General features: G+C 70.4%; 29 protein-coding genes and 1 pseudogene. 15 read left to right on the top strand and 15 right to left on the bottom strand.

Annotated features, from left to right (window positions below; all coding sequences use genetic code 11):
• Positions 1-51: 51 nt before the first annotated feature.
• The 4 genes from ACIGXW_RS15440 (at position 52) to ACIGXW_RS15425 (ending at position 4981) form a co-directional block, all read left to right on the top strand.
• Complete coding sequence (locus ACIGXW_RS15440; RefSeq protein ID WP_399573418.1) at positions 52-1017, top strand: TIGR03557 family F420-dependent LLM class oxidoreductase; 966 nt, start codon at positions 52-54, stop codon at positions 1015-1017.
• A gap of 8 nt (positions 1018-1025) precedes the next feature.
• Entirely contained in the window at positions 1026-1754 is a 729-nt protein-coding gene (locus ACIGXW_RS15435; RefSeq protein ID WP_071962059.1) for an HAD family hydrolase, read from the top strand.
• Between the two features lie 250 nt (positions 1755-2004).
• Positions 2005-3747, top strand: a complete 1743-nt coding sequence (locus tag ACIGXW_RS15430; protein WP_399573512.1) for an enoyl-CoA hydratase-related protein — start codon at positions 2005-2007, stop codon at positions 3745-3747.
• 43 nt (positions 3748-3790) lie between these two features.
• A complete protein-coding gene (locus tag ACIGXW_RS15425; protein WP_071962057.1) occupies positions 3791-4981 on the top strand; it encodes a zinc-dependent alcohol dehydrogenase in 1191 nt (396 codons plus the stop codon).
• 40 nt (positions 4982-5021) lie between these two features.
• Here ACIGXW_RS15425 and ACIGXW_RS15420 read toward each other — a convergent pair whose 3' ends face one another.
• Entirely contained in the window at positions 5022-5333 is a 312-nt protein-coding gene (locus ACIGXW_RS15420) for a hypothetical protein (protein WP_399573417.1), read from the bottom strand.
• Positions 5334-5747: 414 nt separating this feature from the next.
• On the opposite strand from ACIGXW_RS15420, the gene ACIGXW_RS15415 reads away from it, so the two are divergent.
• Complete coding sequence (locus ACIGXW_RS15415) at positions 5748-6500, top strand: transglycosylase SLT domain-containing protein (protein ID WP_399573416.1); 753 nt, start codon at positions 5748-5750, stop codon at positions 6498-6500.
• A gap of 92 nt (positions 6501-6592) precedes the next feature.
• On the opposite strand, the gene ACIGXW_RS15410 is transcribed toward ACIGXW_RS15415, so the two are convergent.
• Entirely contained in the window at positions 6593-7702 is a 1110-nt protein-coding gene (locus tag ACIGXW_RS15410) for a M4 family metallopeptidase (RefSeq protein WP_399573415.1), read from the bottom strand.
• 125 nt (positions 7703-7827) lie between these two features.
• Entirely contained in the window at positions 7828-8439 is a 612-nt protein-coding gene (locus ACIGXW_RS15405) for a TetR/AcrR family transcriptional regulator (RefSeq protein WP_399573414.1), read from the bottom strand.
• A gap of 196 nt (positions 8440-8635) precedes the next feature.
• On the opposite strand from ACIGXW_RS15405, the gene ACIGXW_RS15400 reads away from it, so the two are divergent.
• The 4 genes and pseudogenes from ACIGXW_RS15400 to ACIGXW_RS15385 form a co-directional block, all read left to right on the top strand.
• Positions 8636-9718 (top strand): NAD(P)H-dependent flavin oxidoreductase, encoded by a 1083-nt coding sequence (locus ACIGXW_RS15400; RefSeq protein ID WP_399573511.1) that lies wholly within the window; start codon positions 8636-8638, stop codon positions 9716-9718.
• A 65-nt stretch (positions 9719-9783) separates the two neighbouring features.
• A complete protein-coding gene (locus tag ACIGXW_RS15395; RefSeq protein ID WP_399573413.1) occupies positions 9784-10293 on the top strand; it encodes an O-acetyl-ADP-ribose deacetylase in 510 nt (169 codons plus the stop codon).
• A gap of 205 nt (positions 10294-10498) precedes the next feature.
• Positions 10499-10954, top strand: a complete 456-nt coding sequence (locus ACIGXW_RS15390) for a hypothetical protein (RefSeq protein ID WP_399573412.1) — start codon at positions 10499-10501, stop codon at positions 10952-10954.
• Between the two features lie 109 nt (positions 10955-11063).
• A pseudogene (locus ACIGXW_RS15385) lies at positions 11064-11339 on the top strand (serine hydrolase); the annotation flags it as partial.
• A gap of 258 nt (positions 11340-11597) precedes the next feature.
• On the opposite strand, the gene ACIGXW_RS15380 reads toward ACIGXW_RS15385, so the two are convergent.
• From ACIGXW_RS15380 to ACIGXW_RS15365, 4 genes are all read right to left on the bottom strand, one after another.
• Complete coding sequence (locus ACIGXW_RS15380; RefSeq protein ID WP_399573411.1) at positions 11598-11894, bottom strand: protealysin inhibitor emfourin; 297 nt, start codon at positions 11892-11894, stop codon at positions 11598-11600.
• Positions 11895-11902: 8 nt separating this feature from the next.
• On the bottom strand, positions 11903-13099 hold the full coding sequence (locus ACIGXW_RS15375; RefSeq protein ID WP_399573410.1) for a M4 family metallopeptidase: 1197 nt from the start codon (positions 13097-13099) through the stop codon (positions 11903-11905).
• A gap of 233 nt (positions 13100-13332) precedes the next feature.
• The gene (locus ACIGXW_RS15370) at positions 13333-13899 is read right to left on the bottom strand and encodes a TetR/AcrR family transcriptional regulator (RefSeq protein WP_399573409.1); all 567 of its coding nucleotides are present in this window, start codon (positions 13897-13899) and stop codon (positions 13333-13335) included.
• Between the two features lie 61 nt (positions 13900-13960).
• Positions 13961-14314 carry a cupin domain-containing protein gene (locus tag ACIGXW_RS15365; protein ID WP_399573408.1) on the bottom strand — a complete coding sequence of 118 codons (354 nt, stop codon included), beginning with the start codon at positions 14312-14314 and terminating at the stop codon, positions 13961-13963.
• A gap of 306 nt (positions 14315-14620) precedes the next feature.
• Here ACIGXW_RS15365 and ACIGXW_RS15360 point away from each other — a divergent pair, with 306 nt between their 5' ends.
• From ACIGXW_RS15360 to ACIGXW_RS15350, 3 genes are all read left to right on the top strand, one after another.
• Positions 14621-15691 (top strand): alpha/beta fold hydrolase, encoded by a 1071-nt coding sequence (locus tag ACIGXW_RS15360; protein WP_399573407.1) that lies wholly within the window; start codon positions 14621-14623, stop codon positions 15689-15691.
• Between the two features lie 2 nt (positions 15692-15693).
• Complete coding sequence (locus ACIGXW_RS15355) at positions 15694-15900, top strand: hypothetical protein (protein ID WP_399573406.1); 207 nt, start codon at positions 15694-15696, stop codon at positions 15898-15900.
• Positions 15901-16008: 108 nt separating this feature from the next.
• Positions 16009-16569: an ABATE domain-containing protein gene (locus ACIGXW_RS15350; protein ID WP_071962035.1), complete on the top strand. Its 561-nt coding sequence runs from the start codon at positions 16009-16011 to the stop codon at positions 16567-16569.
• A gap of 55 nt (positions 16570-16624) precedes the next feature.
• Here the strand turns inward: ACIGXW_RS15350 and ACIGXW_RS15345 are convergent, their stop codons facing one another.
• From ACIGXW_RS15345 to ACIGXW_RS15325, 5 genes are all read right to left on the bottom strand, one after another.
• Positions 16625-16867, bottom strand: a complete 243-nt coding sequence (locus ACIGXW_RS15345; RefSeq protein WP_399573405.1) for a hypothetical protein — start codon at positions 16865-16867, stop codon at positions 16625-16627.
• On the bottom strand, positions 16864-18366 hold the full coding sequence (locus ACIGXW_RS15340) for a hypothetical protein (RefSeq protein WP_399573404.1): 1503 nt from the start codon (positions 18364-18366) through the stop codon (positions 16864-16866). The genes ACIGXW_RS15345 and ACIGXW_RS15340 overlap by 4 nt, the downstream gene beginning before the upstream one ends.
• Positions 18367-18450: 84 nt before the next feature.
• Positions 18451-18672, bottom strand: coding sequence for a hypothetical protein (locus tag ACIGXW_RS15335; protein WP_399573403.1), 222 nt, complete (start codon positions 18670-18672; stop codon positions 18451-18453).
• Positions 18673-18884: 212 nt separating this feature from the next.
• On the bottom strand, positions 18885-19571 hold the full coding sequence (locus tag ACIGXW_RS15330; protein ID WP_399573402.1) for a DUF6882 domain-containing protein: 687 nt from the start codon (positions 19569-19571) through the stop codon (positions 18885-18887).
• Positions 19572-19801: 230 nt separating this feature from the next.
• On the bottom strand, positions 19802-20551 hold the full coding sequence (locus ACIGXW_RS15325) for a hypothetical protein (protein WP_399573401.1): 750 nt from the start codon (positions 20549-20551) through the stop codon (positions 19802-19804).
• A 360-nt stretch (positions 20552-20911) separates the two neighbouring features.
• On the opposite strand from ACIGXW_RS15325, the gene ACIGXW_RS15320 reads away from it, so the two are divergent.
• Positions 20912-21544 carry a TetR/AcrR family transcriptional regulator gene (locus ACIGXW_RS15320; RefSeq protein ID WP_399573400.1) on the top strand — a complete coding sequence of 211 codons (633 nt, stop codon included), beginning with the start codon at positions 20912-20914 and terminating at the stop codon, positions 21542-21544.
• A 78-nt stretch (positions 21545-21622) separates the two neighbouring features.
• On the opposite strand, the gene ACIGXW_RS15315 is transcribed toward ACIGXW_RS15320, so the two are convergent.
• Positions 21623-23917 carry a heavy metal translocating P-type ATPase gene (locus tag ACIGXW_RS15315; protein WP_399573399.1) on the bottom strand — a complete coding sequence of 765 codons (2295 nt, stop codon included), beginning with the start codon at positions 23915-23917 and terminating at the stop codon, positions 21623-21625.
• A gap of 89 nt (positions 23918-24006) precedes the next feature.
• Positions 24007-24303 (bottom strand): heavy-metal-associated domain-containing protein, encoded by a 297-nt coding sequence (locus tag ACIGXW_RS15310; RefSeq protein WP_399573398.1) that lies wholly within the window; start codon positions 24301-24303, stop codon positions 24007-24009.
• Positions 24304-24656: 353 nt separating this feature from the next.
• On the opposite strand from ACIGXW_RS15310, the gene ACIGXW_RS15305 reads away from it, so the two are divergent.
• Positions 24657-25793 carry an ABC transporter substrate-binding protein gene (locus ACIGXW_RS15305; protein WP_399573397.1) on the top strand — a complete coding sequence of 379 codons (1137 nt, stop codon included), beginning with the start codon at positions 24657-24659 and terminating at the stop codon, positions 25791-25793.
• Between the two features lie 84 nt (positions 25794-25877).
• Here ACIGXW_RS15305 and ACIGXW_RS15300 read toward each other — a convergent pair whose 3' ends face one another.
• Complete coding sequence (locus tag ACIGXW_RS15300; RefSeq protein WP_143170168.1) at positions 25878-26279, bottom strand: hypothetical protein; 402 nt, start codon at positions 26277-26279, stop codon at positions 25878-25880.
• A 181-nt stretch (positions 26280-26460) separates the two neighbouring features.
• On the opposite strand from ACIGXW_RS15300, the gene ACIGXW_RS15295 reads away from it, so the two are divergent.
• Entirely contained in the window at positions 26461-26934 is a 474-nt protein-coding gene (locus tag ACIGXW_RS15295) for a carboxymuconolactone decarboxylase family protein (RefSeq protein WP_399573396.1), read from the top strand.
• Positions 26935-26943 lie beyond the last annotated feature (9 nt).

Raw genomic sequence — 26943 nt, 5'->3', positions numbered from 1 at the left:
GGTCCACGGCGTGAAGGGTTTCTCCGCCGGACAGCGGGGAACCCGGACGATATGGTACAAATCGGCTATACGATGATGACCGAGCAAGCGAGCCCCCGCGACCTCGTCGGGCACGTGGTCCAGGCCGAGAAGGCGGGCTTCGACTTCTCCGTCACCTCCGACCACTACTTCCCGTGGCTCGCCTCGCAAGGGCACTCGCCCAACGCCTGGGCCCTCCTCGGCGCCGCCGCGCAGGCCACCGCCCGGATCCCGCTCATGACCTACGTGACCTGCCCGACCACGCGCTACCACCCGGCCGTCGTGGCCCAGCAGGCCGCCACCGTGCAGTTGTTGTCCGAGGGGCGCTTCCGCCTCGGGCTCGGCTCGGGCGAGAACCTCAACGAGCACGTCGTCGGCGGCGGCTGGCCCTCCGTCGACGTGCGGCTCGAAAAGCTCGAGGAGGCGGTGGGGATCATCCGGGCCCTCTTCGAGGGGCGCACCCTCACCCATCACGGTGCCCACTACGACGTCGAGCACGCCAAGCTGTGGGACCTGCCCGACCCGCCCCCGCCCATCGGCATCGCCGTCTCCGGCGAACTGTCCTGCCGGCTCGCCGGCCACCTGGCCGACATCGTCATCGCCACCGAACCCGACCCGAAGCTCCTGGAGAGCTTCGACCGCCACGGCGGAGCGGGCAAACCCCGCATCGGACAGCTGCCCGTCTGCTACGACCCCGACCGCGACGCGGCGATCGAGCGGGCCCACGACCAGTTCCGCTGGTTCGGCCTGGGCTGGCCGGTCAACTCCGAACTGCCCCACGACGGCGCCTTCGCCTCCGCCACCGGCTCCGTCACCAAGGACGAGGTCGCCGAGGCCATCCCGTGCGGCGCCAAAGTGGACGACTTCGTCGACGCCGTACGGGCGTACACCGACGCGGGCTTCACCGAGGTCGCCCTGGTCCAGATCGGCGGCGACCAGCAGGAGCCCTACTGCGAGTGGGCCGCCGCCGAACTCCTGCCGGCACTGCGCGAGCTCTGAGGGCGGCGATGACACCGCAGAACGCCCCCGGCGGGGCGCCGCGCGCCCCGGCCCGGCTCGCGGCCGTCTTCGACGTGGACGGCACCCTCGTCGACACCAACTACCTGCACGCCGTCACCTGGTGGGAGGCGTTCCACCAGGCCGGCCACCAGGTGGCCATGACCGACATCCACCACACGGTCGGCATGGGATCGCACCGGCTGATGGACCGGCTGCTCGCCGACGACCGCGACCGGGACCAGGACGAGTCCATCAGCGCGACCCACACGGCGCTCTACGCCACGTGGTTCGACCGGCTGGCGGTCCTGGACGGCGCGGCCGGCCTGCTGCGCACCCTCGCCGGCCGCGGCTGGACCGTCGTCCTGGCGACCTCCGCACAGGGCGCGGAGCTCGCGGCCTTGCGCAAGGCGATCGATGCGGACGACGCCATCCACGACGCCACCAGCGCCGACGACGTCGCCTCCAGCAAGCCCGCGCCCGACCCCGTGCACCAGGCGCTGGAGCAGGCCGGCGTCCCGCCCGGGCGGGCGCTCTTCGTCGGGGACACGGTCTGGGACGTCGAGGCGGCCCGCGAGGCCGGCGTCGACTGCGTCGCGCTGCTGTCCGGCGGGATCGGCCGGGCCGAACTGGAACAGGCGGGCGCGGTCGCCGTCTACCGCGACCCCGCCGCCCTGCTCGCCGACCTCGACGACAGCCCGTTCGGCCGCATGGAGAACGCCCTCCGCGGACCCGGCTGACCCTTTGGCACCCCTGCCCGTCGCGGCGGCGACCGCCCACGGACCCGTACCGTGCGTGCGCCGCCGGCCCCGGCGCACCCACCCGTACGCCACGGGCCACAGGGCCGGCCGGGCCGCGGGATTCGCCCGCGCAGCCCAATCGCGAGGGGACTTCGGGCGGTGTCGCACGGCAGGGCGGCCCGGCCGGGTGACGATCGGTCAGGACGGCCCGGAGCGGGCCGCGCCCCGTTGTCCCCACCCGGAGGTCGCCGTGCGCATCCTGCTCATCGCCAGCACGTTCACCAGCCTCACCCAGCGCGCCTTCACCGAACTGCGCGCCCACGGGCACACCGTCGCCGTCGCCCCGGCGGACGACGCCGAGGCCCTGCGCGACGCGGTGGACCGGCACGAACCCCGGCTGCTCGTCGCGACGGAGCCCCGCGCCGTCATTCCGCGGGACGTCCACACGCGCCACACCTGCCTGGCCGTCCACCCCGGCCCGCCCGGCGACCGGAGCCCGTCCTCCCTCGACCGCGCCCTGCAGGAGGGGGAGCAGCACTGGGGAGTGACGGTTTTTCAGGTGGAGGAGGAGGCGGGCGCCGGGGCCGTCTGGGCCGCCGAGGGGTTCGCCGTACCGCCCGGCGTCGGCAAGAGCGACCTGTACCGCGGCGAGGTCGCGGACGCCGCCGTGAAGGCGGTGCTGACCGCCGTGGACCGCTTCGCCTCCGGCGCCCGCCCTCCCCTCCCGCACCCCGCCCCGCCGGTGCCGGCGCGCCCGTACCTGACGCAGAGCGAACGCCGCATCGACTGGGAGGCGCAAGGCACCGAGTCCGTCCTGCGGACGCTGCGGGCCGCCGACTCACAGCCGGGGGTGTGCGACGAACTGCTGGGTGAAGAATGGTTTCTGTACGGCGGGTACGCGGAGGACCGGCTGCGCGGCACACCGGGCCGGATCCTGGCGACCAGGGCGGGTGGGATCTGCCGGGCGACCGCGGACGGGGCCGTATGGATCCCCGAACTCCGCCGCCGGCGGACCCCGGACGGCCACGCCGCCGTCAAGCTGCCGGCCACGCTGGCCCTGGGCGACCGGCTGCCCGACGTCCCCCACCTCCCCGCCCCGCTGGAGCTGCCGGAACACCGGCGGACCTGGAGCGACATCCGCTACGCGGAGGAGGGGGACGTGGGCTTCGTACGGTTCCGCTTCCCCGGCGGGGCGATGAGCACGGTCCAGTGCCGCCGGCTGCTCTCCGCCTGGCGCTACGCCCGGTCCCGGCCGACGTCCGTGATCGTGCTGGGCAGCGAGCGCGACATCTTCTCCCACGGCATCCACCTCAACGTCATCGAGGCCGCGGCCGACCCCGCCGAGGAGTCCTGGACCACCGTCAACGCCATGAACGACCTGGTCGCCGCCGTCCTGGCCACCACTGACCGGCTCGTGGTCGCGGCGGTGCCCGGAAACGCGGCCGCGGGCGGCGTGATGCTGGCGCTGGCCGCCGACGAGGTGTGGTGCCGCTCCGGGGCCGTGCTCAACCCGCACTACCGGCTGATGGGGCTGTACGGCTCCGAGTACTGGACGTACACCCTGCCCCGGCGCGTGGGCGCCGACGCCGCCAACTCGCTGATGGCGGAAGCCGCCCCGGTGGGCGCCGTACGGGCCCGCGAACTGGGCCTGGTGGACCGGGTCGTCGCCGCCTCCCCCCAGGAGTTCGCCCACGCCGTCACCCGGATGGCGGTCGAGCTCGCCGACGAGGGGGACCTGCGCGTACGGATCGGGGCGAAGAAGGCCGCACGGGAGCGGGACGAGTCGGCCAGGCCCCTGGAGGCCTACCGCGCGCACGAGCTGCGGCGGATGCGCGCCGCGTTCTTCGCGCCCGACGCCCCGTACCACGCGCTGCGCTCGGCGTTCGTCCACAAACAACCGGCCGGTGACACGGCGGCGCGCTGCGAGGAACTCTCCCGGCTCCCGCAGCTCAATGCCCACATTGCCGCACGAGAACCGGTATGCCAGATTTGAGGTTCGGGCTGCCCCGGACCCCGCCACAGGGAGGCGAACGGCCATGCGAGCCACCGTCTGGCACGGCAAGCGCGACGTCCGGGTCGAGACCGTCCCCGACCCCGTGATCCAGGAACCCACCGACGCGATCATCCGCATCACCTCCAGCGGGCTGTGCGGCTCGGACCTGCACCTGTACGAGGTGCTCACCCCGTTCATGACGCCCGGCGACATCCTCGGCCACGAACCCATGGGCATCGTCGAGGAGACCGGCTCCGAGGTGCCCGGCCTCTCGCCCGGGGACCGCGTCGTGGTCCCCTTCCAGATCGCCTGCGGCGGCTGCTTCATGTGCGGCCAGGGCCTGCAGACCCAGTGCGAGACCACCCAGGTGCGCGAGCACGGCATGGGCGCGCAGCTGTTCGGCTACACCAAGCTCTACGGGTCCGTGCCCGGCGCCCAGGCCGAGTACCTGCGGGTGCCGCAGGCCCACTACGGTCCGATCAAGGTGCCGCAGGGGCCGGCCGACGACCGGTTCGTCTACCTCTCCGACGTCCTGCCCACGGCCTGGCAGGCCGTGCGGTACGCCGGGGTCCAGCCCGGCAGCAGCGTGGCCGTCCTCGGCCTCGGCCCCATCGGGACCATGGCCTGCAGGATCGCCCGCCATCTGGGAGCGGCCCAGGTGATCGGCATCGACCACGTGCCCGACCGGCTGGGACGCGTACACGGCGAAGGTGTCGAGATCTTCGACCTCGACACCTTCGACAACGAGAAAGAGCTGCTGGCGGCCGTCGGTGACATCACCGACGGCCGCGGCCCCGACGCCGTCATCGACGCGGTGGGCACCGAGGCCCACGGCAGCCCCGCCGGGCGCCTGGCCCAGCAGGCCGCCGGGCTGATGCCGCCGCGCTGGGCGGAGAAGCTCATGCACCGGGCCGGCGTGGACCGCATGAGCGCCCTCCACCTGGGCATCGCCCTGGTGCGCAGGGGCGGAACCCTCTCCATCAGCGGCGTCTACGGCGGAATGACCGACCCCATGCCGATGCTCACCCTCTTCGACAAGCAGCTGCAGCTCCGCATGGGCCAGGCCAACGTCCGCCGCTGGGTGGACGACATCCTCCCGCTGCTCACGGACGACGACCCGCTCGGAGTCGACTCCTTCGCGACCCACCGCCTGCCGCTGGACGAGGCGCCGAGCGCCTACGAGCTCTTCCAGAAGAAGGCGGACGGGGCGCTGAAGGTGCTCTTCCGGCCGTAGGGGTCCGCTGCTCCCACCGCTACTAGGGGTACTGCCGGTGCTACGGGTTGAAGATCACGCTTGCGAACTTCACGCCCTTCGCCTTCTTCCCCGGCTCCAGGCGCGTCGCCGTGCCCTTGCACTTCTTGCCCGAGTAGACGGTGAGCGGCTTCTTCGTGAAGTTCTCGGGGGCGCTCGCCTCCTGCCCCATGTCCAGGCACTTGTGGTCCGGCGGGTTCTGGACCGAGTAGGGCTTTCCCTTGGGGCCGGCCCAGACGAACTGGCCTTCCGCGGCCACTGCCGAACCGGTGGTCAGCGATACGGAGAGGACGAGTCCTCCAAGGGTGGCCACTACGGTGCGGAACAGGCGCATCACAGCTCCTTGATCTCGACGGCTAGACAGGGGGCGCGAACAGGGGAACCGCCCCGAATACGGACAACGACGCTCATCGCCGCACGACACGCACCTAGCGGGTCGGATCGGGGTGGACGTCGCGCATGCGCATGCGCACTCAGGGTGAGATCGAGGGGTGTGGTGTGTGAGGCCGCCCATAGGGCCCGGATCACTGTCCCCTTTGTTTAGTAATGGGCGGGGTGTGTGTGGTGGGCTGGTCGGGGTTCTGTGTGGGTGTTTTACGGGGTGGGGTAGTAGGTCACATGATTGCCAGGGGTTTTGGCTGCCGCTAACAATTGCGGAGTCGCACGGCGCCGTCGATCGAGACGCGGCGCTCTTTTTGCGCCAATGACGGCCACTGCGACGTACGCGATTGGAAGAGGTTCGGTTCGTATGCGCTCCACCACGGTTTCCGGTTATACCCGTCTGGCCAAGGTCCATAAGTTCTCTGTCGCTGGTATCGCGGCCGTTGGTGTGGCTGCTGCGGCGTTCACGGCGGTCCCGGCCGTCGCCGCGGACGCGGGGTCGGCTTCGGTGAAGCCGGTGGCGTGGAGTGCGCAGTCGTTCGGTGAGACGCAGGACGCTGTTTTGGCGCAGCTGGAGGCCGAGGCGGCCACGCTGGCCAAGGCGGAGGCGAAGGCCGCTGTGAAGGCCGGTGCGGACGCTGCGGCGAAGGCGAAGGCCGATGCTGAGAAGGAGCGTGCTGCCAAGGAGGCTGCGAGCCGTTCGACCGAGCGCAAGCCGGTCAAGGCCGCCGCCCCCGCCAAGCCCGCTAAGCCCGCCGCTCCGGCCGCCAAGCCCGCCGCTCCGGCGAAGAAGGCTTATGCCGACAATCTGGACGGCTGGATCAATGAGGCCCTGGACATCATGAAGGCCAAGGGCATTCCGGGTACCTATGCGGGCATCAAGAAGAATGTGATGCGTGAGTCGACGGGTAACCCGCGGGCGATGAACAACTGGGACTCGAACGCGGCGGCGGGTATTCCGTCGAAGGGTCTGCTGCAGATCATCGACCCGACGTTCAAGGCGTTCCATGTCGAGGGCACCGCGTGGGACCCGTTCGACCCGGTCGCGAACATCGTTGCTTCCTGTAACTACGCTGCCGGCAAGTACGGCTCGATGGACAACGTCAACTCCGCCTACTGATCGCCGGTCGGACATCCATATGCGTCGAAAGGGCGGCGGCACCCCCACCGGGTGCCGCCGCCCTTTCGCGTGTCCGCTGCGGCAGCGGTCGGTCAGGTGACGTTGACCGCCGCCCACGCGCGGCCGGTCGCGTGGTACTGGGGGCTGGCCGTTCCGTAGAGTTCGCCGGCGGCCCACAGGGTCGCCGAGCGGGCGGCGTGATAGTTGGTGTTCGAGGTCATGCGCTGCGTGAGCGCCTTGAACCAGATCTTCTCGGCGGCGGTCCGTCCGATGCCGGTGACGGGCGTGCCGTCGTAGGTCGGGCTGTCGTACGACACGCCGTTGATCACCTTGGGGCCGCTGCCCTCGGCCAGCAGATAGAAGAAGTGATTGGCGGGGCCGGCGGCGTACCGGGGGTCCGTCTGGCCGATGTCGGAGGACCAGTAGTCCTTGGAGTGGCCGTCCCTCGACGGCCGGTCCATGCGGCGCAGGGGGCCGTCGCCGCCGTTGAGCCCGGTGCCCTCGGCGATGAGGTAGTCGCCCGGGTCCGCCGGATTCGCGGCGTGGAATTCGGCCGCAGCCGCGAACATGTCGCTCGTGGCCTCGTTGAGGGCCGCGGATTCCCCGCTGAAGCCCAGATTGGCGGTGGCCGCGGTGACGCCGTGGCTTGTCTCGTGCACGCCGACGTCGATTCTGGTGAGCGGGCCGTAGGGGGCCTTGGAATCGCCGTACGTCATGCAGACCCCGTAGAAGGCGTTGACGACGTCGACGCCGTGATGGACGCGGCTGCAGCCCGCCCGGCCGTCGCCGAAGACGCCTTTGCGGCCGTGGACGGAGAGGAAGTAGTCCCAGAACACGGAGTGGATGTAATGGGCGGCCACGGCGTCCGACTGCCGGCCGCCGTCGCACCAGACGTTGTCGTCGTCGGTGACCAGGCTGCCGGTTCCCGAGGTGCTCTGGTGCATGTCGTAGGTCTTGTGGCCGCCCCGCGTGGGGTCGCTGAGCTCGTACCGTCCCGTGCCGGGGTTGTAGGTGGTGTCGAGCGTGACCTTTCCTACCGTGGTCCCGCAGCCGACGCCGACGGCGTGCCGCGTCGGCGCGGCTGTGGGCCGGGCGCCGGCGCTCGCGGGAGCGCTCTGCAAGCCGGAGACGAGGACGACGGCCGCGACGAAGGCGCCGGCGGTCATGGCGCGGCGGCGGGAACGGGGGAGAGGGAGGGGCATGTCGGTTCCTTCCGGCATCGGCGGTGCGGGGAACGTGCCGCAGTCGAGCGTGCCAGCGCGAGCCCTTGATTGTCAGGGGCGTGACAATGGATCGCGTGAGGGTGAGGCCGGGGCCACCGACTGACTCAGCGCGCTGCCTGACCGGAGGCGCGCAGCAGGAGCAGGGTGTGGGGCCAGAGGCTGTCGAGGAGCTCGGGGGAGTTGGCGAGCTTGGCGAACATCACCATGCCCTCCAGCTGGGCCACGACGGCACGCGCGGTCTCCTCGCCGGCGCTCGTCACGGGGACGGAGCCCTCGGCGGCGGCCTGCTCGAGGGTCACCCGCACCAGTGCGATCTGCTCGTCGAAGATCTCCTGGAGACGGGCCTGGACGGCCGGCTCCTGGTTGCTGAGTTCGAGGGCGAGATTGCCCAGCAGGCAGCCGCTGACCGCGCCGGTGTCCTGGCGCACCTGGCGCTGCGCCCGCGTCATGTCGTCGAAGAGGTTCCGGAGCCGGTCCAGGGCGGGGGCGGCGGCGCCCAGCGTGGCGATCCAGTCGGAGCGCTGGCGGCTCCAGTGGGCGTCGATCACCTCGAGCGTCAGGGCCTGCTTGGAGGCGAAGAAGTGGTAGAAGCTGCCCTTGCGCACATCGGCGTGGGCGCAGATCTCGGCGACGCCGAGGGCGGTGTAGCCGCGCGTCCGCATCAGCTCGCAGGTGGCGTCGAGGAGGCGCTCGCGCGCGCTGCTGGTCCGTCCCATGGGGGCGAGTATACGGTCGGTCAACTATCAGGCGGGTACTGCTCTGGCCATTTAGTTGACCGGTCGTCTAGTGTGCCGGTGACGGCAGCGCCGCACGGCACGCCGGCACCGACTCAGGAGGACGACGCCCATGTCCGTACCGCCCCTGCCCCTCACTCCAGGCTCCTGCCCGCCAAGCCCGCACGGAGGCGACGGCATGAAGCCCGGCCGGCTCGGCGCACTGCTGGGGCTCGCGCACCCCATCGTCCAGGGGCCCTTCGGCGGCGGCCTGTCCTCGGTGGCGCTGGCCGTCGCCGTGTCCGAGGGCGGCGGCCTGGGCTCGTACGGGGCGCACATCCTGGAGCCCGACCGGATCACCGAGACCGTCGGGGAACTGAAGGCGGGCACCGGCCGGGCGTTCGCGGTCAACCTCTGGGTCCCGCAGCCCGGTGAACCCGGGCCGCACCCCGACCGCGCGGAGTGGGCCCGGCACGCGGACCGGCTCCGCCCGTACTACGAGGAACTGGGACTCCCATGGCCGCCGGAAGCCCCCGCGGCCGGCACGCCGGACTTCGACGACCAGGTCGACGCCCTGCTGGCGGCGCAGCCCCCGGCCATCAGCTTCGTCATGGGCATCCCGCCGCGGCGGGTGTTCGACGAGGCCCGGCGGCGCGGCATCGTCCTGATCGGCACGGCGACCACGGTGGACGAGGCCGTAGCCCTCGAAGAGGCCGATTTCGACGTCGTCGTGGCCTCCGGGAGCGACGCGGGCGGGCACCGCGGGGCGTTTCTGCGACCGGTGCACGAGTCGCTGGTCGGCACTTTCTCCCTGGTCCCGCAGGTGGCGGACGCGGTGTCGGTGCCCGTCGTGGCGGCAGGCGGCATCGCCGACGGCCGCGGCATCGCCGCGGCCCTGACGCTCGGCGCGGACGCCGTCCAGATCGGCACGGGCTTCCTCGCGACCCATGAGTCCGGCGCGAGCGAAATCCACCGACAGACCCTGCGCACACCGCAGGCCCGTACGACCGTACTCACCCGGCTCTTCTCCGGCCGCACCGCACGCGGCATACCCAACCGCTTCGTCCGCGACATGTCCGCCCACGAGAACGACGTGCCGCCCTACCCCCTCCAGAACACCCTGATGCGGCCGATCCGCCAAGCCGCCGCCGAACAGGGCAAGGCCGACTACGTCAACCTCTGGGCCGGCCAGGCGGCCGCACTGGCCGGCGCACCGCACGCGGACCAGTACCTGACGGACCTGCTGAAAGCCACCGAACAGGCCCTCGCCGCCCGACCGTGACAGGGGACCGGCGCGCCCGCCAAATCGGCTCGCCGTACGGCCCGTCGATGGCCGAGGATGGCCCCATGGTCACGATCGCCCTGGTCCAGGGCAACATCACCGAGCAGCACGTCGACGCCGTCGTCAACGCGGCGAACTCCTCCCTCCTCGGCGGAGGCGGCGTCGACGGCGCCATCCACCGCGCCGGTGGCCCCGAAATCCTCGCCGCCTGCCGCGACCTGCGCGCCTCCCACTACGGCAAGGGCCTGCCGACGGGCCAGGCGGTCGCCACCACGGCGGGCCGCCTCCCGGCCCGCTGGGTGATCCACACGGTGGGGCCGGTGTACAGCGCGGACGAGGACCGCTCGGCGCTGCTGGCGTCCTGCCACCGCGAGTCGCTGCGGGTCGCGGACGAACTGGGCGCGAAGACGGTCGCGTTCCCGGCCATCTCGACCGGCATCTTCCGCTGGCCGCTGGAGGACGCTGCGCGCATCGCGATCGAGACGGTGCGGGAGGCGAAGACATCGGTGGAGGAGGTCCGCTTCGTGCTGTTCGACGAGCGGGCGTACGATGCCTTTGCGTTGCAGATGCCTTGATGGCCGGACGGTCCGGAGGACTTCCGTCGCCCGGCCCTGCATCCCACCCTCAGGTGCCGTTTTCGCAACTGCGATCGATCGATCCTCGCCGTAATGGGCTTGGCGACATACCGCCCTTGGCGGCGGATCAGCCCGCCGTGAAGGTGGAGGGCGTGTGCCGGCGGGCCCGCCGCCGGTAGCGGAAGCGTGAGAGGACGTGCCACGCATGGCCCCGATCCCGGTCAAGCCCGGTAGGTACAAGATCCACGCGCACATCATCGGACCGACCTCGCTCCTGACGGCCACCGAGTACGCCGTCAAGCACGGTGCTCCCGTCATCACCGACCGCTTCAACCCCCTGCCGATCGAGCAGGAGTGGATCATCGACACCACAGAGCAGAGTGTCCCGGGGGCGCCTTACGTGATCCACCTCGCCCACCACCCGGAGGCGGGTCTCGTGGTCCCCGAGGACAAGCTCTTCGTGAACAGCGTTCCGCGCGCTGAATGGGCGAAGTTCACGTTCGAGCGGGTCATCGGCGGAATCAAGATCCTGTCCGACAAGGGCCTTGCCCTGCGCGCCGGGCATCGGGGTGCGCAGATCACGCTCGTGCCGCCCAAGCCCGAGTTCCAGGAGACCTGGACCCTTGAGTACCTGGGCCCGATCTCGGACGAGGAGCAGTAGGAGCAAGGAGGCGGGGCGACCGGTAGCCGTCGTGGCCCGGTCGCCCTGACGTTTCCTCGATCGACAACGGGCGCCGCGCGTCCGCGCTCCCGTCGTCGTACGCAACCCGGACGTGCCGCACGACGCGGCGAGCACGATGAAGGTGGCGGTGCCGGCCGCGCTCCACCGCAGCGGGATCGACCTGGACGCACATATCCCTGTGGTCAATCGCTTCACCTCTGTGACCGGTTCGGCCACCTACGTCAACTCGCGTGCGCACGACAGCGATCCGGCGCCGTGGGAACGACTCGGCTCGACCGCGTCGCTGCGCCGGCTCGCCGGGCGGATGGTCACGCACTCCTCGAACCTGGCCACCAACCTCTGCCTCGCCGAAGTCGGCCGGGACTTGAGCAGGTTGATGCGGATGTACCGGGATGGCCGTCCGGGCGAACAGGAAGAAGCCGGTCTCCACGGGCATCCGTGCGCTGAGTGCGCCGCTGTCCATCAGCACCCTGCGACGGTCGCGGACGTGCCGTATCAGCGCGCCATTGCCCTCGCCGAGCATGACGTCGGCCGCACGGTGCGCGAAGAGACGGTCGGAAACGCCACATCGCCATGCAGATTCAGGTGGCCGGAACGGGTCGCGCGAGGCCCTCATCGCGCGTCACTGCTGTGCGAAGTGTTTCTCGAGCCAGCTGAGCAAGGTCGCGAACGCCGGGGACATGGTGGTGTCCGACTGGGTGAGAACGGTCGAACGGCCGCCGTTCTCCACCGTGATCGTGTAGCTCATCGCGTCCCTGGCGCGGCCGGGCCGTTCCTCCTCGGCCGCCGGAACGGCCGCCGCCACCAGCTGGGCCAGCTCCACCGCGGCGTTCTCGGGCAAGGCGTCGGTGTCCAGCACCTTGGGCGGGAGGCGGAGGCGGATCGCGGCCGCCTGCCCACCGTGTGTCGTCAAAGACACCTTCATCGTCAGCGTGCCGCTTGCTTGGCCAGCCCTGCCACCTGGCTGCTCAGTGCTCCGAGCTGCTTGGCCAAGGCTGCCAGGCCGTCCTCCCGGCCCACGCCACCGTCCCGGCCGGCCGCGAGGCTCCGCGCCCGGGCGACCCCGACCGGGACACCGCTGATCTGGAGGCCCACCTCCTGCCACGCCGCCAGTACGGCCAGCTGTTCAGCGCTGCCGTCCCCGTACAGCTCCCCGGCCTTCTGGTAGGTGGTGTCTGCGAAACTCTGGAACTGAGTGTCGACGGTGGAGGCCTTGAGTGATTCGTACCAGATGAGTCCGGGAGCCCCCCAAGCGAATCCGCCGATGTTCATCGCCGTCAGATAGAACGCCTTGTTCGGAATTCCGGAGTTGATGTGCACCCCGCCGTAGTCGCCCATCTCGGTGTCCGGGAGGTTGACGAACTTGTTCATGTGGTCGGGCTGGGGGTCCTTGCCGAACAGGGCGTTGTCGTATGCCTGGCCCGGGGCCGCCAGCGATCGCAAGGCGTCGGCGTCGATGTCCGGGGTGAAGACCTCGGCCCCGATCAGCCAGCTCGCCTCCTCGGCCGACTGCTTCCGCGACCACTGTGTGACCAGCGCACCGAAGACGTCCGAGATGGACTCGTTCAGGGCCCCGGACTGATTGTGGTACTCGAGCCCCGCGGTGTGCTCGGTGACGCCGTGCGTCAGCTCGTGGGCGATGACATCGAGGGATCCGGTGAAGTCGGTGAAAATCATTCCGTCCCCGTCGCCGAAGACCATTTGCTGACTGTCCCAGAACGCGTTGTTGTACTTCGCGCCGAAGTGGACGTACCCATCCAGGCGCATGCCCCGGCCGTCTATCGAATTGCGATTGAACACCTCGCGGTAGAAATCGCGCGTCGTGCCGAGTCCGTCGAACGCCCGGTTGACGGACCCGTCCGCGGACGCCGGTCCGTCTTCCGGCCGGGCCAGAGCTGCGGAGGGGAGAAGCCGACCGTTCCGGCAGTCGAAGAGGGTCCGCCGGCCGTTGCCCGGGGTGGCGGCGCCGGCGAAGGACGCACGGACCGTGCGCTCACCCCGCAACCGAGCGGTGGTCAGCAGGGTGTCCAGGGCGGCCTGGTGCACGTCGCTGTCTTCGCTTCTCAGGAGCTTGTCGAGAAGGTGAGGGGGGATGATGCAATTGAGGCGGCAGGTCCTGGTCATGGGATACCTCATGTACAAGAGGATCGGTGGCGAACGGACATCTCCCGCGCGCAGTGGAGGGCGGGATACACCTCCCGGGCGCAGGCTGCGCCGTGTGGCGAGCGGCTCGTCCGTCTACGTCACACATGCGGTCGAAGAGGCGAAAAGCATGCCTACTTCGAGTAGACGCTCGATGCCGCCGACGCGCACCCCGAGCGGGGGTTGTCCCTCCCGGGCGCGCGTGGGGTTCCGCCTTATGACGTCAGAAGGGATTCCGCGGTCTCGCGCAGTGTCGCCCTGACGGCGCGGGGGTCGTCGAGGTAGCCGCCCACCATGGCTCCGTCCCGCAGGATGACCAGGGTCCGGGCCACGCGCTCGGGATCGGGATGACCGGCGTCGCGGACCACCGCGCACAGCACGCCGTGGAACCAGCGGCGGTGCTCGGCGATGAGGACGCGTACCCGATGCGTGGGGTCGGGGTACTCCGCGGCGGCGTTGAGGAAACCGCAGCCGTGGAACCCCGGCCGGCAGAGGTTGTCGCCGATCATGTCCATGATGGCGAGCAGGGCGTCACGGCCCCGATGGGCGGCGAGAACGGCCGCCACGGCGTTCTCCACCCTCGCTCCGCGGGCCTCCAGATAAGCGACGACCAGCCCGTCCTTGCTGGAGAAGTGGCGGTAGAACGTCGCCCTGGTGACCCCTGCCTCCTTGACCAGCCGATCCACGCCCACGGCCTGGATGCCCTGCTTGTAGAACAGACGTCCCGCAGTGTCCAGCAGGCGCTCTCTGGGGTGGGCTGGCTCGGTGGCTTCCGTGGTCATGGGCACAGCGTAGGGAAGGGACGGCCGGTCCCGTGCGGTCAGGGGCGTGATTTCGCGGGCACTACGCGGGCAGCCGCTCGTACGTGGTGACCAGGGGTTTGGTCTCGTCGACGACGTACGTGGACAGCATCATCGTGGTCACCGTGCCGACGTTGCGGGCGTTGTGGACGGCGCCGGAAGGGATGAAGAAGGGGTCGCCGGTACGCAGCCGTAAGACGTGGCCGTCGTCGAACACCATCAGCACGTCGCCGCGGACGATGTAGCCGACCTCCACCCCGGGGTGACTGTGCCGGCCGGACTCCCTGCCCCGGGGGATCTCCACCAGGGTCTGGACGGTGTCCCAGCCCTTGGCCGGGGAGGGGTGGCGTTGGAGCAGGGTCCGGGTGACTCCGGAGGTCGGGTCCTGGTCGATCATGATCGGGTTCCGTTCCAGTGATGGGGTCTTCCAGGAAGAACGATCGTTCTTTCTTCTTCGGCAGCCTGCCGTCCCGGCACGGGGGAGCGCAAGGGGGAGGGGGCGCCAGTTCCGGCCGTCCTCGAAGTCCAAGCACCCCTGATGTGCGGGGACTTGGCGTGCGTCACCTGTTTGACCAGTGACGCGTGCTGTGCCACAGTCGTCCGGTACGCCCACGGCGGCCATCGGACCCCTGTGTGCGTGGGATCTCCTGCGAGGCGCGGATCGCTCGCAGGCCGGCACTTCGAGACGCACGGAGGGCTTCATATGATCAACAGGCGTACGTTCGGCCAGGCTCTCGGCCTGGGTGCCGGTGGCGCGGTCGCCGCGACACTGGCGGGGCCGTCGGGACCGGCACATGCCTCGGCTCCGGCAGGGCAGGCGGCCGGCACGGCCGCCGCGCCCGCGGCCGGTCCCCGCAGGAGCACCGCGTTCCCCCCGCTCAAGAAGGTCAGGGCCGGTCTGCTCGAGATCGGCTACGCCGAGCTGGGGCCGGCTCACGGGGCGCCGGTCATCTGCCTGCACGGCTGGCCGTACGACATCCACAGCTTCGTCGATGTCGCGCCCCTGCTGGCGGCGGAGGGTCACCGAGTGATCGTTCCCTATCTGCGCGGCCACGGCACGACGCGTTTCGTCTCTCCCCGGACGTTCCGCAACGCGCAGCAGTCGGCCCTCGCCCTCGACGTCATCGCCCTGATGGACGCGTTGGGGCTGGAGAAGGCGGTGCTTGCCGGATTCGACTGGGGAGCGCGGACCGCCGGCATCATCGCGGCACTGTGGCCCGAGCGCTGCAAGGCCCTGGTATCGGTGGGCGGCTACCTCGTCATCAATCTCGAGGCGAACCTCCAGCCGCTGGCGCCGGCGACCGAGCGCGCCTGGTGGTACCAGTACTACTTCTCCACGGAGCGGGGCCGGATCGCCATGGAGGACAAGACCAAGCGGCACGACCTGACCCGACTGGTCTGGGACACCGTGTCCCCGACATGGGACTTCGACGACGCCACCTTCGAGCGCACGGCTGCCGCCTTCGACAACCCGGACTACGCCGCCATCGTGATCCACAACTACCGATGGCGGCTGAGCCTCGCCGAGGGCGAACGACGTTACGAGCCGTACGAGAAGCGGCTCGCCGCCCGGCCGGTCATCGCCGTGCCGACGGTGACGCTCGACGCCGAGCGCGACCCGTTCACGGTTCCGGGCGACGGGACCGCGTACCGGGACAGATTCACGGGCCCGTACGACCACCGCACCCTGAAGGGCATCGGCCACAACGTGCCGCAGGAGGCACCCGGAGCGTTCGCCCGGGCCGTCCTCGACGCCGAGGGAGAGGGAAGCTGACGATGAAAGACCTCAACACGCAGGACGACGGCAACACGCAGGACAGCGGCTCGGCGATGCGCCACGCGCGCTTCGGCGCGCTGCCCCAGCGGATCGCCTACGAGGACATGGTCGAGGTGAAGGCGGCCTCGCCGCGGGACCCGGCACGGGACAACCCCGAAGGAGCGAGGACTCTTCTCCCCTGCCTGGCGTGGGACCTGGTGCTCTGAACGTGCGCCCACGCCTGTGGGGAGAGCCGGAGTCCGCGGCGGGCACGGGCCCCGCTGCGGCGGCCGACGATCCTTGCGAGCGCCCTGGTCACCCGTCAAGATGGTGACGTGAATCTGGATCACGTCTTCGTGTGCGGCAATCCGGCCCTGGACTTCGTCGTCACGCTCCGGGCACGCCGCACGGCGCGATTCGAGATGTTCACGGCACCGGATCGCCTGGACGCCTGGTACGTGGAATCCGGCATCGTCGACTCCGTCTCACCCGCCCGGCAGGCCGACGTGGAGCGGGCGACGACCGTACGGGAGGCCGTCTACCAGTTGATCACGGCCCGGCGCCTCGGCGCGGACTTCGACGACGAGGCGCTGGCCGTGCTCAACGACGCGGCCCGCAGGGCTCCCGCGGCACCCCGGCTGACCCACTCCGGCCGCTGGACGGCGGCGACGCAGCGAGAAGCACTGTCCACCGTCGCCCGGTACGCGGTGGAACTGCTGAGCGGCCCGGACGTACCCCTGCTCAAGGAATGCGACAACCCCGAGTGCACCCGCGTCTACATCGACCGCTCGCGCGGCAGGCGGCGCCAGTGGTGCGGCATGGAGTCCTGCGGCAACAAGATCAAGGCCGCCGCGTACCGCGCCCGCAGGAAGACCGCCGTCACCCCGGCGGGATGACCGGGGCTACGGGCTACGGGCTACGAGGTGCGGGGCAGTGGGCGCGGGCGGCCCGTCATTCGCCCTCCACGACGGACCATTCGGTGACGAAGAAATACTGCCGGTCGACCTCGCCCTGGGCCTCCACCACATGGCCCGCAAGGTGGTTCTGGCCGCTCGGCTGGAAAGGGTTCTCGCCGGGCAGCCGCACCACGTAGTCGCGCTCCCCGCTGTGCAGGACCAAGGCGTCCCGTTCGCTCTTGGAGCCCACGTCGACGCGTTGGACGGAGACCAGACCGCGCAGGCGCGTCACGGTCACCTCGCTTCGTACTCGTCGACGGACAAGACGTTGCCGTCCTGTTCGCGGACGACCACGATGACATCAGTGTGCACGGGTGCGTCGGGTCGGCGCTCGGCGTGCAGGAGGTGTTGACGCGGCGGCGGACCGAAGGACTTCTGTGCCGCGCCGGTGTGTTTCCACACTTCCGCAAACGAGGAAACGGTCGCCGACGCCGGCAGGTCGTGCCGAGCGCCGATCTCACGGAGGCGTTCTTCGAGACCGGGGTCCCGTTCGCTGCCGGGAATCGGTTCGGGCACCGACACGGACTGGTCCAGCACGCGGGCGACGAGCTTCGCCTCCCGGCGGCGCTCGGCCCTGGCGGCGTTCGTGTCCGTCTCGGCCGTGACTCTCGCGGGCTGCACCACCTTGACCGAGGGGTCACCGAGGAGCACGAACTGAGAGAGCGTCTTGAGGTCCATCGGGCCGAGGCGGGACTTCTGCCTCACATAATCCAGTCTTGCCTTGAGCGCGGCGTAGCCGCTGGACTGCCCCTGAAGGAGTTCCCGTACGAGGTACTGGGTGATCAGGTCTGCCTGGTCACAGCTGTCCGACGGCCCGTACGCGATGGTCGTACTGCCGAAGAAGACCAGCGCGCCGCTCTGGAGGTAGGTATTGCACAGGGGCATCTGTGGGGCGGCGCCCGGCTGGTACAGCTCGGCGCCGTAGCAGCACTCCGCCGCCAGGAGCGTCCCCTCGGTGAGGCGCTGGTCGACGTCGTCGACCTTGAGGGCCACGGGATACGAGTCGCCCTGCTGCCCGTACCACTGGGGATTCCCACTGGCTCCATGACAGTTGACGAAGTGGCTCTTGGTCGCGAGGGGGTCCGGCTGCCACGGTGAGCCGTCGGGCGGTATCAGGTGAAGGACGGTGGCGTCGCCGAAGAGAGTCGACAGGTTCTCCTGTGTCGACTTCTGCCATACCGCGGCGGAAAGCCCGAAGTACCCCTGGTACACGTCACGCTCTGCCGGTGCGGCGGCAGCGGCATACCCGAGGAGGCGTACGAGGTACTCCGGGTCGTGCTCTCCCGTCACATCGGGGAGGCGGCCGACGACGCGACTGGGATTGGTGAATCGGCTCGACTCGTGACCGCCGGTTTCGTAGGTGGTCTCGCACGCGTACGGCAGGTCGCTCGGAACCGAAGGATCGCCGTCGTCGACCGCCTCGTTCTTCAGATCCTGGTGCGGGACGACGTCGCGGCTTCCCAGGAGCATCATGTAGTCGGGCTGGGCCGAGTGGAACACCGCGTCTATGGCGTCTTTGTTCTCCCTTTCATCGGTTTCGCTCGTGACCGCCGGGGTGCCGAACGGGGCCATGTCGCCCTCATCGCTGAGATCCACCACGGTGGTATCGATGCCACGGTCCCCATCGGCCGAGATCAGGCCGGCGAGCGCGTTCCGCACTGATTCGAGGTCGGATTCTCCGTACCCTTTGTTCCGCATGGCGGAGTAATTGGTGATCACGATCTTCGTCGCGTTCATGGAATCACCTTCTTGAGCAAGCGCGAGGGGCAGCTGACGGTTCCATGCGCCCACAAAGCTGCCTTAGTCCCACTGTGCACCCTCCTATGGGAATCGAGTCAAACGGTGGAGGGAGGCACCTGCCTGGTCCGGGCTCATCCCGGTGACCTCGACCAAGTGGGCGAAGGCCTGGGCCTCCAGGCCGCGGACCGGGGCGTATCCGAAGTGCGTGACGGTGTGGGAGTCGGTGAACAGGCAGATCAGCCGCTTGAGCGTCTGCACACGGCGCGCCTCGTCGTACACCCACCGCTCGTGCGCCTCAGCCACCGCTCGACCTGCCGGTCCTCTCCCGCTCCGCACGCTTCGCAGCGCCTTCCGGCCCGGCGGGTGATCATTCGGCGGAGCCGTTCCCAGTCCCGCGGGGCGACGCAGGAGCGGACGTTGGTGAACCAGCAACTGCTGGGCACCAGGTCGACGAACAGCCCGCTGCCGAGTGTGCGGTCCTCACCCGGCAGCAGGTCCGGGACGTGTGGGCACGTTCAGCGGAGGGCGGGAAGGCGGATGGCGGTGATGCGGCCGGCCGTGTCGAAGTCGATCTCTGCGGTGGTGTTGCCGGGGAGCTCGGCGACGATCCGGTGGTCCTCCCCCCGCCACAGGACATCGTGGTGCTCGAAGTATCCGGTCACCACCTGGCGGGCCGAGTGCCCGATGAGGGAGACGCCCGTCATCAGCGTCCTCGGCAGCGCGACGGGGTTCAGGCCGACGCGGGGGACCTGCGGGTCGTCGGGCAGGAAGTACACCTGAGTGGTGGGGCCGGCGGGCACGCCGATGTAGCCGGGGGCGCCGGTGACGCCCATTCCGGCGAAGGCCAGGGTCTCGGCCGCACGCCGCGGATCGGCGAAGCCGGACAGATCGAGGGTCTCGGCGGTGAACTCGGCTATGTCATGGGACCGTCCGAAGCCCTCGATCTCCTCGGTGAGGGAGACGACCGGGGTGCCGCGCAGCCCGGGGTTGGCCCAGCCCCACATCCACGAGCTGTCTTCCGAGTCGTACGTGCCGAGCACGGCGACGCTCAGCTCCACCTCGCCTTGCCGGTACAAGCACGCGGGCAGGTCCGCGGTCCACGGGCCCTGGGGCAGGAAGTCGGCCAGGGCCTGCAGCTGCGCGGCGCCCCACGCCGCGTGCCGCTCCGCCTCGCACAAGAACGCGTCACTGAAGTTGATCACGATCCGGGAGCTTACCGAGGGTCCGTGGAGACAGCGCGGGCATGACTGCCGGTCATGAGCGGCATCGCGGCGGCCCTTGCACCTGGCTACCGGCTTCCTGGGCCTGCCTCCGGCGGCGGCTCGCATTCCCGGCGCGGGCCAGGATAGGCATGTCCCGGAAGGGCTGCCGCTCGCCCTCCCGCATACGGGGTCGTGGCGCCGGCTGTGCGCCAGATGCCGTTCGGTCTCAGTCACGCATCCGGCAGGACGAGCCAGACTTCGGAGAAGGCGAGGCCGTGCTCGTGGGTCACCACGCCGCACCGGCAGCCCAGCGTGATCAGACGCCAGTCGCAGGCCACCGTCCACGGGCCACTCGTACCACCGCACCCTGGGCAGCCGACGGTCCGGGCCGTCCACACCCCTGGGGCGGGCCGGTCGTGACGACGGAACCGGCCCCCGTACGTGACCTGCCAGGCCACGGCGGGGGGCGTGAGTGGCACGGTCCCGGGCGGGCACGTCGCAGCCAAGGTGGTGAACAGTGCGATCAGGTGGGGGAGCAGGCCCTCGCCCGCTTCGGTCGGCGGCACCACCACGCCGTCCGTTGTCGTCGGCGCGGCCCCGTATCTCGGGGCTGCGGCCGCGGCCGGCGGGTTCGGGTAGGCGTGCCAGGGCAGGAGGGCGCGGGCGACGGCGGCCAGGAGGGCAGCGGTCGGCGGGCTGACGTCGCCCGCGTCCAGGTGGTGCAGGGCGGTGCGCAGGATGCGTTGGAGCCGCCGGTCCCGGTCCGTGGCCCGTTTCCGTGCCGTCGCGATCTGCTGGGGCGGGAGGGGAGCGGTGAGGCCGGCTAGGACGGCTGCCGCCGCCTCGGTGTCCGCCGGGGTGGGACGCCACTCCCCGGCGGCCAGGAGTCGCCGGGCTCGCCATGACTCACGGTCGAGGGCGCGCGTCAACAGCGGGCAAGCGCCCGAGGCTGCTACGTGGGCGTCGTGTCCGCTCGTCATGGTGTCCCCGTTTCCCTGTCCGGTGCCCCGTCGCGCCGTGTCCGCGCACCTGCCGTGGACACCGGTGGAGATTCCATCAGTTGGCGCTGCGAGTGCCACAGCTGGCATGCAGGGCACCCCCGGCACGCCGCTGATCTGCGGCGGGAGCGCCGGCCCGCCTCGCCTTACGCTGCCGCTATGGCTCTGGATCTCACGCTGTTCATGGCGGACTGGAGCGGTTGAGCGCCATCCCCGTCGAGAACCGTATCCGAGCCCTGGACGACACGGCCTGGCCACCGGATCGGGGTCTGCATGGTGCGCCGAGTACGACTTCTTCACCACCACCGGCTCCTATAGCCCGCATGCCCGCGCGGGCGACGCATGGGCCGACATGCGGCTCCGCGCGGAGTAGCGATCCCCGACGTGCGCGAGCGGCTCTTCGACGCCGCGGAGCGGGTTCTGGCCCGTGAAGGCGCGTCCGCGCTGACCAGCAGGGCGGTCACCACAGAGGCGGGCTGCGCCAAGGGCCTGCTGCATGCCCACTTCGACGGCCTGGACGAGCTCGTCGCCGAACTGGTCCTCGACCGGTTCGCGCGTACGGTGCGACGGGCCGAGGAACTGGTCGCGCGGGCAGGGCAGTCCACCGTGGCGGACAACCTCGTGACGGTCGCGCTCGCGCTCCTGCACTCCCTGAGTCCGACGGTCGTCGGCCTGGCGATGACACGCCCAGGCGCTTCTCTCCGGATCCGTCAGGCGCTTGCGGCAGGCGCCCCGAGTTTCACTGCGATCCAGGATTCCATCACCGGCTGTCTGGAAGCGGAGCAGCGGCTCGGGCGCTTCGCGGAGGGGGCGGACACTTCCTCGATCGCGCTCGCGATCGTCGGAACCGTCCACCATCTCCTGATGACCACCTGGGCCGATGCTCCCGCCCCCCGCGAACAAGTGGGGCGCCTGATCGTTCTCCTCGTCGGTGCCGGCATCGACGGGGCTGCGAGCGCTCGCGATCGGGCATAGCGAACGGGACGCCAGCCGGACAGCGGAGCGCCCGGTGCCGCGTGTGCGGCGCCGGGCGCGGGTGGTGGCGGTGGACGATCAGTGTGCGCTGCGGAAGCGGCGCAGGCGGAGGCTGTTGGCGACGACGAAGACCGAGGAGAAGGCCATCGCGGCTCCGGCGATCATGGGGTTGAGAAGGCCGGCGGCAGCGAGGGGGAGGGCCGCGACGTTGTAGCCGAAGGCCCAGAAGAGGTTGGACTTGATGGTGCCGAGAGTCTTGCGGGCGAGGCGGATGGCGTCGACGGCGGCGAGGAGGTCGCCTCGTACGAGGGTCAGGTCGCCGGCCTCGATGGCGGCGTCCGTGCCGGTGCCCATGGCCAGTCCGAGGTCGGCCTGGGCCAGGGCCGCGGCGTCGTTCACGCCGTCACCGACCATGGCGACCGAACGTCCTTCGGCCTGCAGGCGCTTGACGACGTCGACCTTGTCCTCGGGCATGACCTCCGCGATGACGTCGGAGGGGGCGATCCCGACCTCGGCGGCCACGGCCTCGGCCACAGCCTTGTTGTCGCCGGTGAGCAGGATCGGCGTCAGGCCGAGGGAACGGAGCCGGGTGAGGGCCTCGGCGCTGGTGGGCTTGACCGCGTCGGCGACCTCGAGGACCGCGCGGGCCCGACCGTCCCACGCCACGGCGATCGCCGTACGGCCCGCCGCCTCCGCGCCGGCCTTCGCCTGCCGTAGCTCGGTGGGCAGGGACAGTGCCCATGCGGCGAGGAGCTTCTCGCGGCCGACGAGGACGGCGTGGCCCTCGACGACACCCTGGACGCCGAGGCCGGCGACATTGGCGAAGTCCTCCGGTACGGGGAGGGCGCCGACCTTCTCGGTGGCGCCCGCGGCGACGGCCTGGGCGATGGGGTGCTCGGAGGCGTGCTCCAGGGCGCCGGCCAGGCGCAGCACCTCGTCCTCGGCCTCGCCCTCGGCGAGGTGGACGCCGAGCAGGGTCATCTTGCCGGTGGTGACGGTGCCGGTCTTGTCGAGGACGATCGTGTCGACCTTGCGGGTGGACTCCAGGACCTCCGGCCCCTTGATCAGTACGCCGAGCTGGGCGCCGCGCCCGGTGCCGACCATGAGGGCGGTCGGGGTGGCGAGGCCCAGGGCGCAGGGGCAGGCGATGATCAGGACGGAGACGGCCGCGGTGAAAGCGGCGGTCCAGCCTTCGCCGGTGGCGACCCAGAAGCCGAGGGTGGCCAGGGCCAGGACGATGACGACGGGGACGAAGACAGCGGAGATCTTGTCGGCCAGGCGCTGGGCGGCGGCCTTGCCGTTCTGGGCGTCCTCCACCAGGCGGGCCATGCGGGCGAGCTGGGTGTCGGCACCGACGCGGGTGGCGCGGACGACCAGGCGCCCCCCGGCGTTGACGGTCGCGCCGGTGACCGCGTCACCGGCGGACACCTCGACCGGCACCGACTCGCCCGTCAGCATGCTCGCGTCCACGGCCGAGCTGCCGTTCTCGACGACGCCGTCGGTGGCGATCTTCTCGCCCGGGCGGACCACGAAGGTGTCACCGACGGCGAGTTCGGCGACGGGGACGCGGACCTCGCGTCCGTCGCGCAGCACGGTGACGTCCTTGGCGCCCAGCTCCATCAGCGCCTTGAGCGCGGCGCCGGCCCGGCGCTTGGAGCGGGCCTCGAAGTAGCGTCCGGCCAGGATGAACGCGGTCACTCCGGCGGCGGCCTCGAGGTAGATGTTGCCGCTGCCGTCGCTCCGGGACAGGGAGAACTCGAAGGGGTGGGTCATGCCCGCCATGCCGGCGGTACCGAAGAACAGAGCCCACAGGGACCAGAGGAACGCCGCCGACGTGCCGACCGAGACCAGGGTGTCCATGGTGGCGGCGCCGTGCCGCAGGTTGGTGAACGCGGTCTTGTGGAACGGCCAGGCGCCGTACGTGACGACGGGGGCGGCCAGGGTCAGGGAGAGCCACTGCCAGTTGGTGAACTGCAGGGCGGGCACCATCGCCATGGCGATTACGGGCACGGACAGGACGATCGCGGTGATCAGACGCTGCCGCAGCGGTGCGAGGGCGTCGGGTGCGGCCTGCTGCCCGGCCTCGGAGCCGTCGGTGCCGGTGCCGGTGCCGGTGCCGGTGGCGGGGACGGCCGGGGGCCGGGGGAGGGCGGCGGTGTAGCCGGTCTGCTCCACCGTGGCTATCAGGTCGGCCACCTCCACGCCGGCGCCGAAGACCACCTTGGCCTTCTCCGTCGCGTAGTTGACCGTGGCCTCCACGCCGTCCATGCGGTTGAGCTTCTTCTCGATGCGGGCCGCGCACGAGGCGCAGGTCATGCCGCCGATCGCCAACTCGACTTCGGCTGGGGCAGTGGCAGGTGCGGTGATGCTCATGATGCTCCTCGTGCGCGGATGGGGCGGGCGGGACCGGGCCCCGGCGGATGGGCCGACGGCGGCGTGAGCGCCGCGCCGCCGGCCGGGGATCAGTGGGCGGAGAGGTTCACGGCCCGGCCGGTCAGCTCGTAGCCGGCCTCGTCGACGGCGTCGGCGATCCGGGCGTCGTCGGGCTCGTCGGTGGTCGTGACGGTGACCAGGCCGGTGGCCACGTCGACGGTCACACCGGACACGCCCGGTACGGCGGAGACCTCCTTGGTGACGGCGGTCTCGCAGTGGCCGCAGGTCATGCCCTTGACCTTGTAGACGGTGGTGACGCCTGCGACCGCCTCGCCGAGCGGGGTGGCGGAGCCGGAGCAGTTGTTTTCGGGGGAGCAGCAGGACATGGGTGCCTCCGGTCGTTGATCCGTCTGTGGGTGCCTCGCGGAGCACCCATAGAGATTTATACCCCCGGGGGGTATCTATGGCAACCCCCGGGGGGTATCCGGGGGCGAGGGTGGAGTCATGCCCGGTCGACGCGGATTTCCGCTGGTCAGGGTGGGGGGCTTGGCGGGGGGCGGCTTGCTCGTGCCGGCCCGGAGGCCGGCGTGATGGGCATGTGGGCCCATTACCCCTAGGGGGTATCCGGGCGCCAGCGGTCGACGCTTTATGTTTATTGAACATTCAAAGACGTAGGGTGTGCGTCGAGCGGGCTGCTTGAAGTTTCAAGAGCCAGAGATCCCCTCACCAAGGAGTTGCTGTGAAGTCCACCCGCAAGGCCTGGGCAGTAGCCACCGCCGTCGGCGTACTCGCCGCGAGCGGCGCCACCGTCGCTGCCGCCACCCCCTCCGCCCGCCCGGCGTCGCAGAACGCGAGTGAGGACGAGCAGCTGCAGAAGCTTTACGAGGAGGCCGTCGCCGAGGGCGGTCGTCTGGTCGTCTACGCCGGCGGCGACAAGCCGGGCCAGGCCGACTACCTCAAGAACGCGTTCGTCAAGAAGTTCCCCAAGATGAAGGTCGACACCGTCGTCGACTTCAGCAAGAACCACGACGCGCGCCTCGACAACCAGATCGCCGAGCACAAGGTCGTGGCCGACGTCGTCCACCTCCAGACCCTCGACGACTTCCCGCGCTGGAAGAAGGAAGGGGCCCTGGAGAAGTACAAGCCGGTCGGCTGGAGCAAGGTCTACGACAAGGTCAAGGACAAGGACGGCTACTACACCGGCCTGTTCTTCATCGGCTTCGCCAACGTCACCGCCACCACGCTCGGCGACAACGCCCCCGTCGAGGCCCAGGACTTCCTCAAGCCCGAGTACAAGGACAAGCTCGTCTTCACCTACCCCAACGACGACGACGCCGTCCTGTACTACTTCAAGCAGCTCACCGACACGTACGGCTTCGACTACCTGAAGAAGCTGCGCGCCCAGAACCCCAAGCTCGTCCGCGGCACCGCCGACGCCTCCGCCCTGGTCGGCAAGGACGGTTACGTGGCGAACTTCGGCAGCTCGGGCAGCTCCAGCGGCCTGTCGAAGACGAGCATCCCCGAGAAGTCGCCTTGGGTCGCGTGGCCGCAGACCGGCGCCATCCTCAAGGACGCCCCGCACAAGGCCGCCGCCAAGCTGTACATGAGCTGGATCCTGTCGAAGCAGTACCAGCAGACCTCGTACGGCTGGAGCGCCCGTACCGACGTCGCCGCCCCGGCCGGCCGCAAGGGCATCTTCGACTACGACAACATGAACCCCCTCGGCCTCGGCAACTTCATGAGCGACCGCGCCGCCCTCGACCGCTACAAGGCCCGCATCAACCTCTACGTCGGTGACGTCAAGGGCGCCAACCCCGCCGATCCCGAGAGCAAGCTCGGCCTGTACCCCGTCGACCAGAACGGCACCCAGGGCTGACGGAGGTAGGCGGGAGGGACGACCGCCCGATGAGGGGGGTGGGGCCCGCCCCGGGCAGGGGCGGCGCCCGCACCCCCTCCCACGTCACATGTGGACGTCGACGCAGGCCCGGCCGACGGCCCGCTTCACGGCACCGGAGGCGTCGTGCTCCACCCCCTCGGCGCAGAACTTGGTGTGGTTGCCCACGCCGTGGCCCACCGCGACGCCGTACCGCGAGCCCTTGTGCCAGTGCGCGACCGCGCTCTGGCCCTTGACGCCGGGGCCGTACAGGCGGAAGTGGCCGTAGAACTGGGAGCCCGGCGCGGGGGTGACGGTGAGGCGCGCTACGTACAGCCCCGAGCCCTCGACCTCCAGACAGGTCTGACCCCCGCACCCTCCCCAGTTCGCGGACGCCGGGGACGCCGTGGCGGTGAACAGGGCCGCGGCTCCGACTGTCGCGGCGACTGCCCGCAGGGCCCAGCGAGTTCGTACAGCGATGCGGTTCATCTGCTCCACCTTCTTCGATTCGTCCGCCACTGGCCTAAACGATCAGGGCTTTGACGGGTTACACGAACCACCGGACAGGCGGACGGGGTCGGGAGACGCAGGTCACATTCGCCCGTGTCACAGGGGGCAGGGCTGCCTCGTCTCAGGGGTGTAGGCATTGACGACCACTGAGGAGCACACCATGGACGCGCGACTGAACTTCTTCACCGCCCCGATGGCCGGCAAGGCCATCAAGCACCTCATGGCGGTGGGCAAGATTCTCAAGGACTCGCCGCTGCCGGCCGCGACGCAGGAACTGGTCTCGCTGCGCGTGAGCCAGATCAACGGCTGCGCCGTCTGCATCGACATGCACACCAAGGAGGCCGCTGCCGCCGGCGAGACCTCGGTGCGGTTGAACCTGGTGGCGGCGTGGCGTGAGGCCACGGTCTTCACCGAGGCCGAGCGTGCCGCGCTGGAGCTGGCGGAGGAGGGGACCCGGGTCGGGGACGCGGCCGGCGGGGTCGGTGACGAGGTGTGGGCGCACGCCGCCAAGCACTACGACGAGGAGCAGCTCACCGCCCTGGTGCTCCTGATCTCCTTCATGAACATGGCCAACCGGCTGAACGTCATCACCCGGCAGCCGGCCGGCGACTACGAGCCCGGGCAGTTCCACTGAGCGGCATCG

It is taken from the genome of Streptomyces sp. NPDC053079, from assembly GCF_044546695.1.
Taxonomy (GTDB): Bacteria; Actinomycetota; Actinomycetes; order Streptomycetales; family Streptomycetaceae; genus Streptomyces.
Note: the sequence above shows the minus strand (reverse complement) of the source record. Positions and strands in the feature narration are given on the sequence as shown.

What these genes read in the sequence shown, in the direction of transcription:
- ACIGXW_RS15440 (WP_399573418.1), top strand. Translation starts at nt 52, where the DNA reads ATGGTACAAATCGGCTATACGATGATGACCGAGCAAGCGAGCCCCCGC.
- ACIGXW_RS15435 (WP_071962059.1), top strand. Translation starts at nt 1,026, where the DNA reads ATGACACCGCAGAACGCCCCCGGCGGGGCGCCGCGCGCCCCGGCCCGG.
- ACIGXW_RS15425 (WP_071962057.1), top strand. Translation starts at nt 3,791, where the DNA reads ATGCGAGCCACCGTCTGGCACGGCAAGCGCGACGTCCGGGTCGAGACC.
- ACIGXW_RS15420 (WP_399573417.1), bottom strand. Translation starts at nt 5,333, where the DNA reads ATGCGCCTGTTCCGCACCGTAGTGGCCACCCTTGGAGGACTCGTCCTC.
- ACIGXW_RS15415 (WP_399573416.1), top strand. Translation starts at nt 5,748, where the DNA reads ATGCGCTCCACCACGGTTTCCGGTTATACCCGTCTGGCCAAGGTCCAT.
- ACIGXW_RS15410 (WP_399573415.1), bottom strand. Translation starts at nt 7,702, where the DNA reads ATGCCCCTCCCTCTCCCCCGTTCCCGCCGCCGCGCCATGACCGCCGGC.
- ACIGXW_RS15405 (WP_399573414.1), bottom strand. Translation starts at nt 8,439, where the DNA reads ATGGGACGGACCAGCAGCGCGCGCGAGCGCCTCCTCGACGCCACCTGC.
- ACIGXW_RS15400 (WP_399573511.1), top strand. Translation starts at nt 8,636, where the DNA reads ATGAAGCCCGGCCGGCTCGGCGCACTGCTGGGGCTCGCGCACCCCATC.
- ACIGXW_RS15395 (WP_399573413.1), top strand. Translation starts at nt 9,784, where the DNA reads ATGGTCACGATCGCCCTGGTCCAGGGCAACATCACCGAGCAGCACGTC.
- ACIGXW_RS15390 (WP_399573412.1), top strand. Translation starts at nt 10,499, where the DNA reads ATGGCCCCGATCCCGGTCAAGCCCGGTAGGTACAAGATCCACGCGCAC.
- ACIGXW_RS15375 (WP_399573410.1), bottom strand. Translation starts at nt 13,099, where the DNA reads ATGACCAGGACCTGCCGCCTCAATTGCATCATCCCCCCTCACCTTCTC.
- ACIGXW_RS15370 (WP_399573409.1), bottom strand. Translation starts at nt 13,899, where the DNA reads ATGACCACGGAAGCCACCGAGCCAGCCCACCCCAGAGAGCGCCTGCTG.
- ACIGXW_RS15365 (WP_399573408.1), bottom strand. Translation starts at nt 14,314, where the DNA reads ATGATCGACCAGGACCCGACCTCCGGAGTCACCCGGACCCTGCTCCAA.
- ACIGXW_RS15360 (WP_399573407.1), top strand. Translation starts at nt 14,621, where the DNA reads ATGATCAACAGGCGTACGTTCGGCCAGGCTCTCGGCCTGGGTGCCGGT.
- ACIGXW_RS15355 (WP_399573406.1), top strand. Translation starts at nt 15,694, where the DNA reads ATGAAAGACCTCAACACGCAGGACGACGGCAACACGCAGGACAGCGGC.
- ACIGXW_RS15340 (WP_399573404.1), bottom strand. Translation starts at nt 18,366, where the DNA reads ATGAACGCGACGAAGATCGTGATCACCAATTACTCCGCCATGCGGAAC.
- ACIGXW_RS15325 (WP_399573401.1), bottom strand. Translation starts at nt 20,551, where the DNA reads ATGACGAGCGGACACGACGCCCACGTAGCAGCCTCGGGCGCTTGCCCG.
- ACIGXW_RS15320 (WP_399573400.1), top strand. Translation starts at nt 20,912, where the DNA reads ATGGGCCGACATGCGGCTCCGCGCGGAGTAGCGATCCCCGACGTGCGC.
- ACIGXW_RS15315 (WP_399573399.1), bottom strand. Translation starts at nt 23,917, where the DNA reads ATGAGCATCACCGCACCTGCCACTGCCCCAGCCGAAGTCGAGTTGGCG.
- ACIGXW_RS15310 (WP_399573398.1), bottom strand. Translation starts at nt 24,303, where the DNA reads ATGTCCTGCTGCTCCCCCGAAAACAACTGCTCCGGCTCCGCCACCCCG.
- ACIGXW_RS15300 (WP_143170168.1), bottom strand. Translation starts at nt 26,279, where the DNA reads ATGAACCGCATCGCTGTACGAACTCGCTGGGCCCTGCGGGCAGTCGCC.
- ACIGXW_RS15295 (WP_399573396.1), top strand. Translation starts at nt 26,461, where the DNA reads ATGGACGCGCGACTGAACTTCTTCACCGCCCCGATGGCCGGCAAGGCC.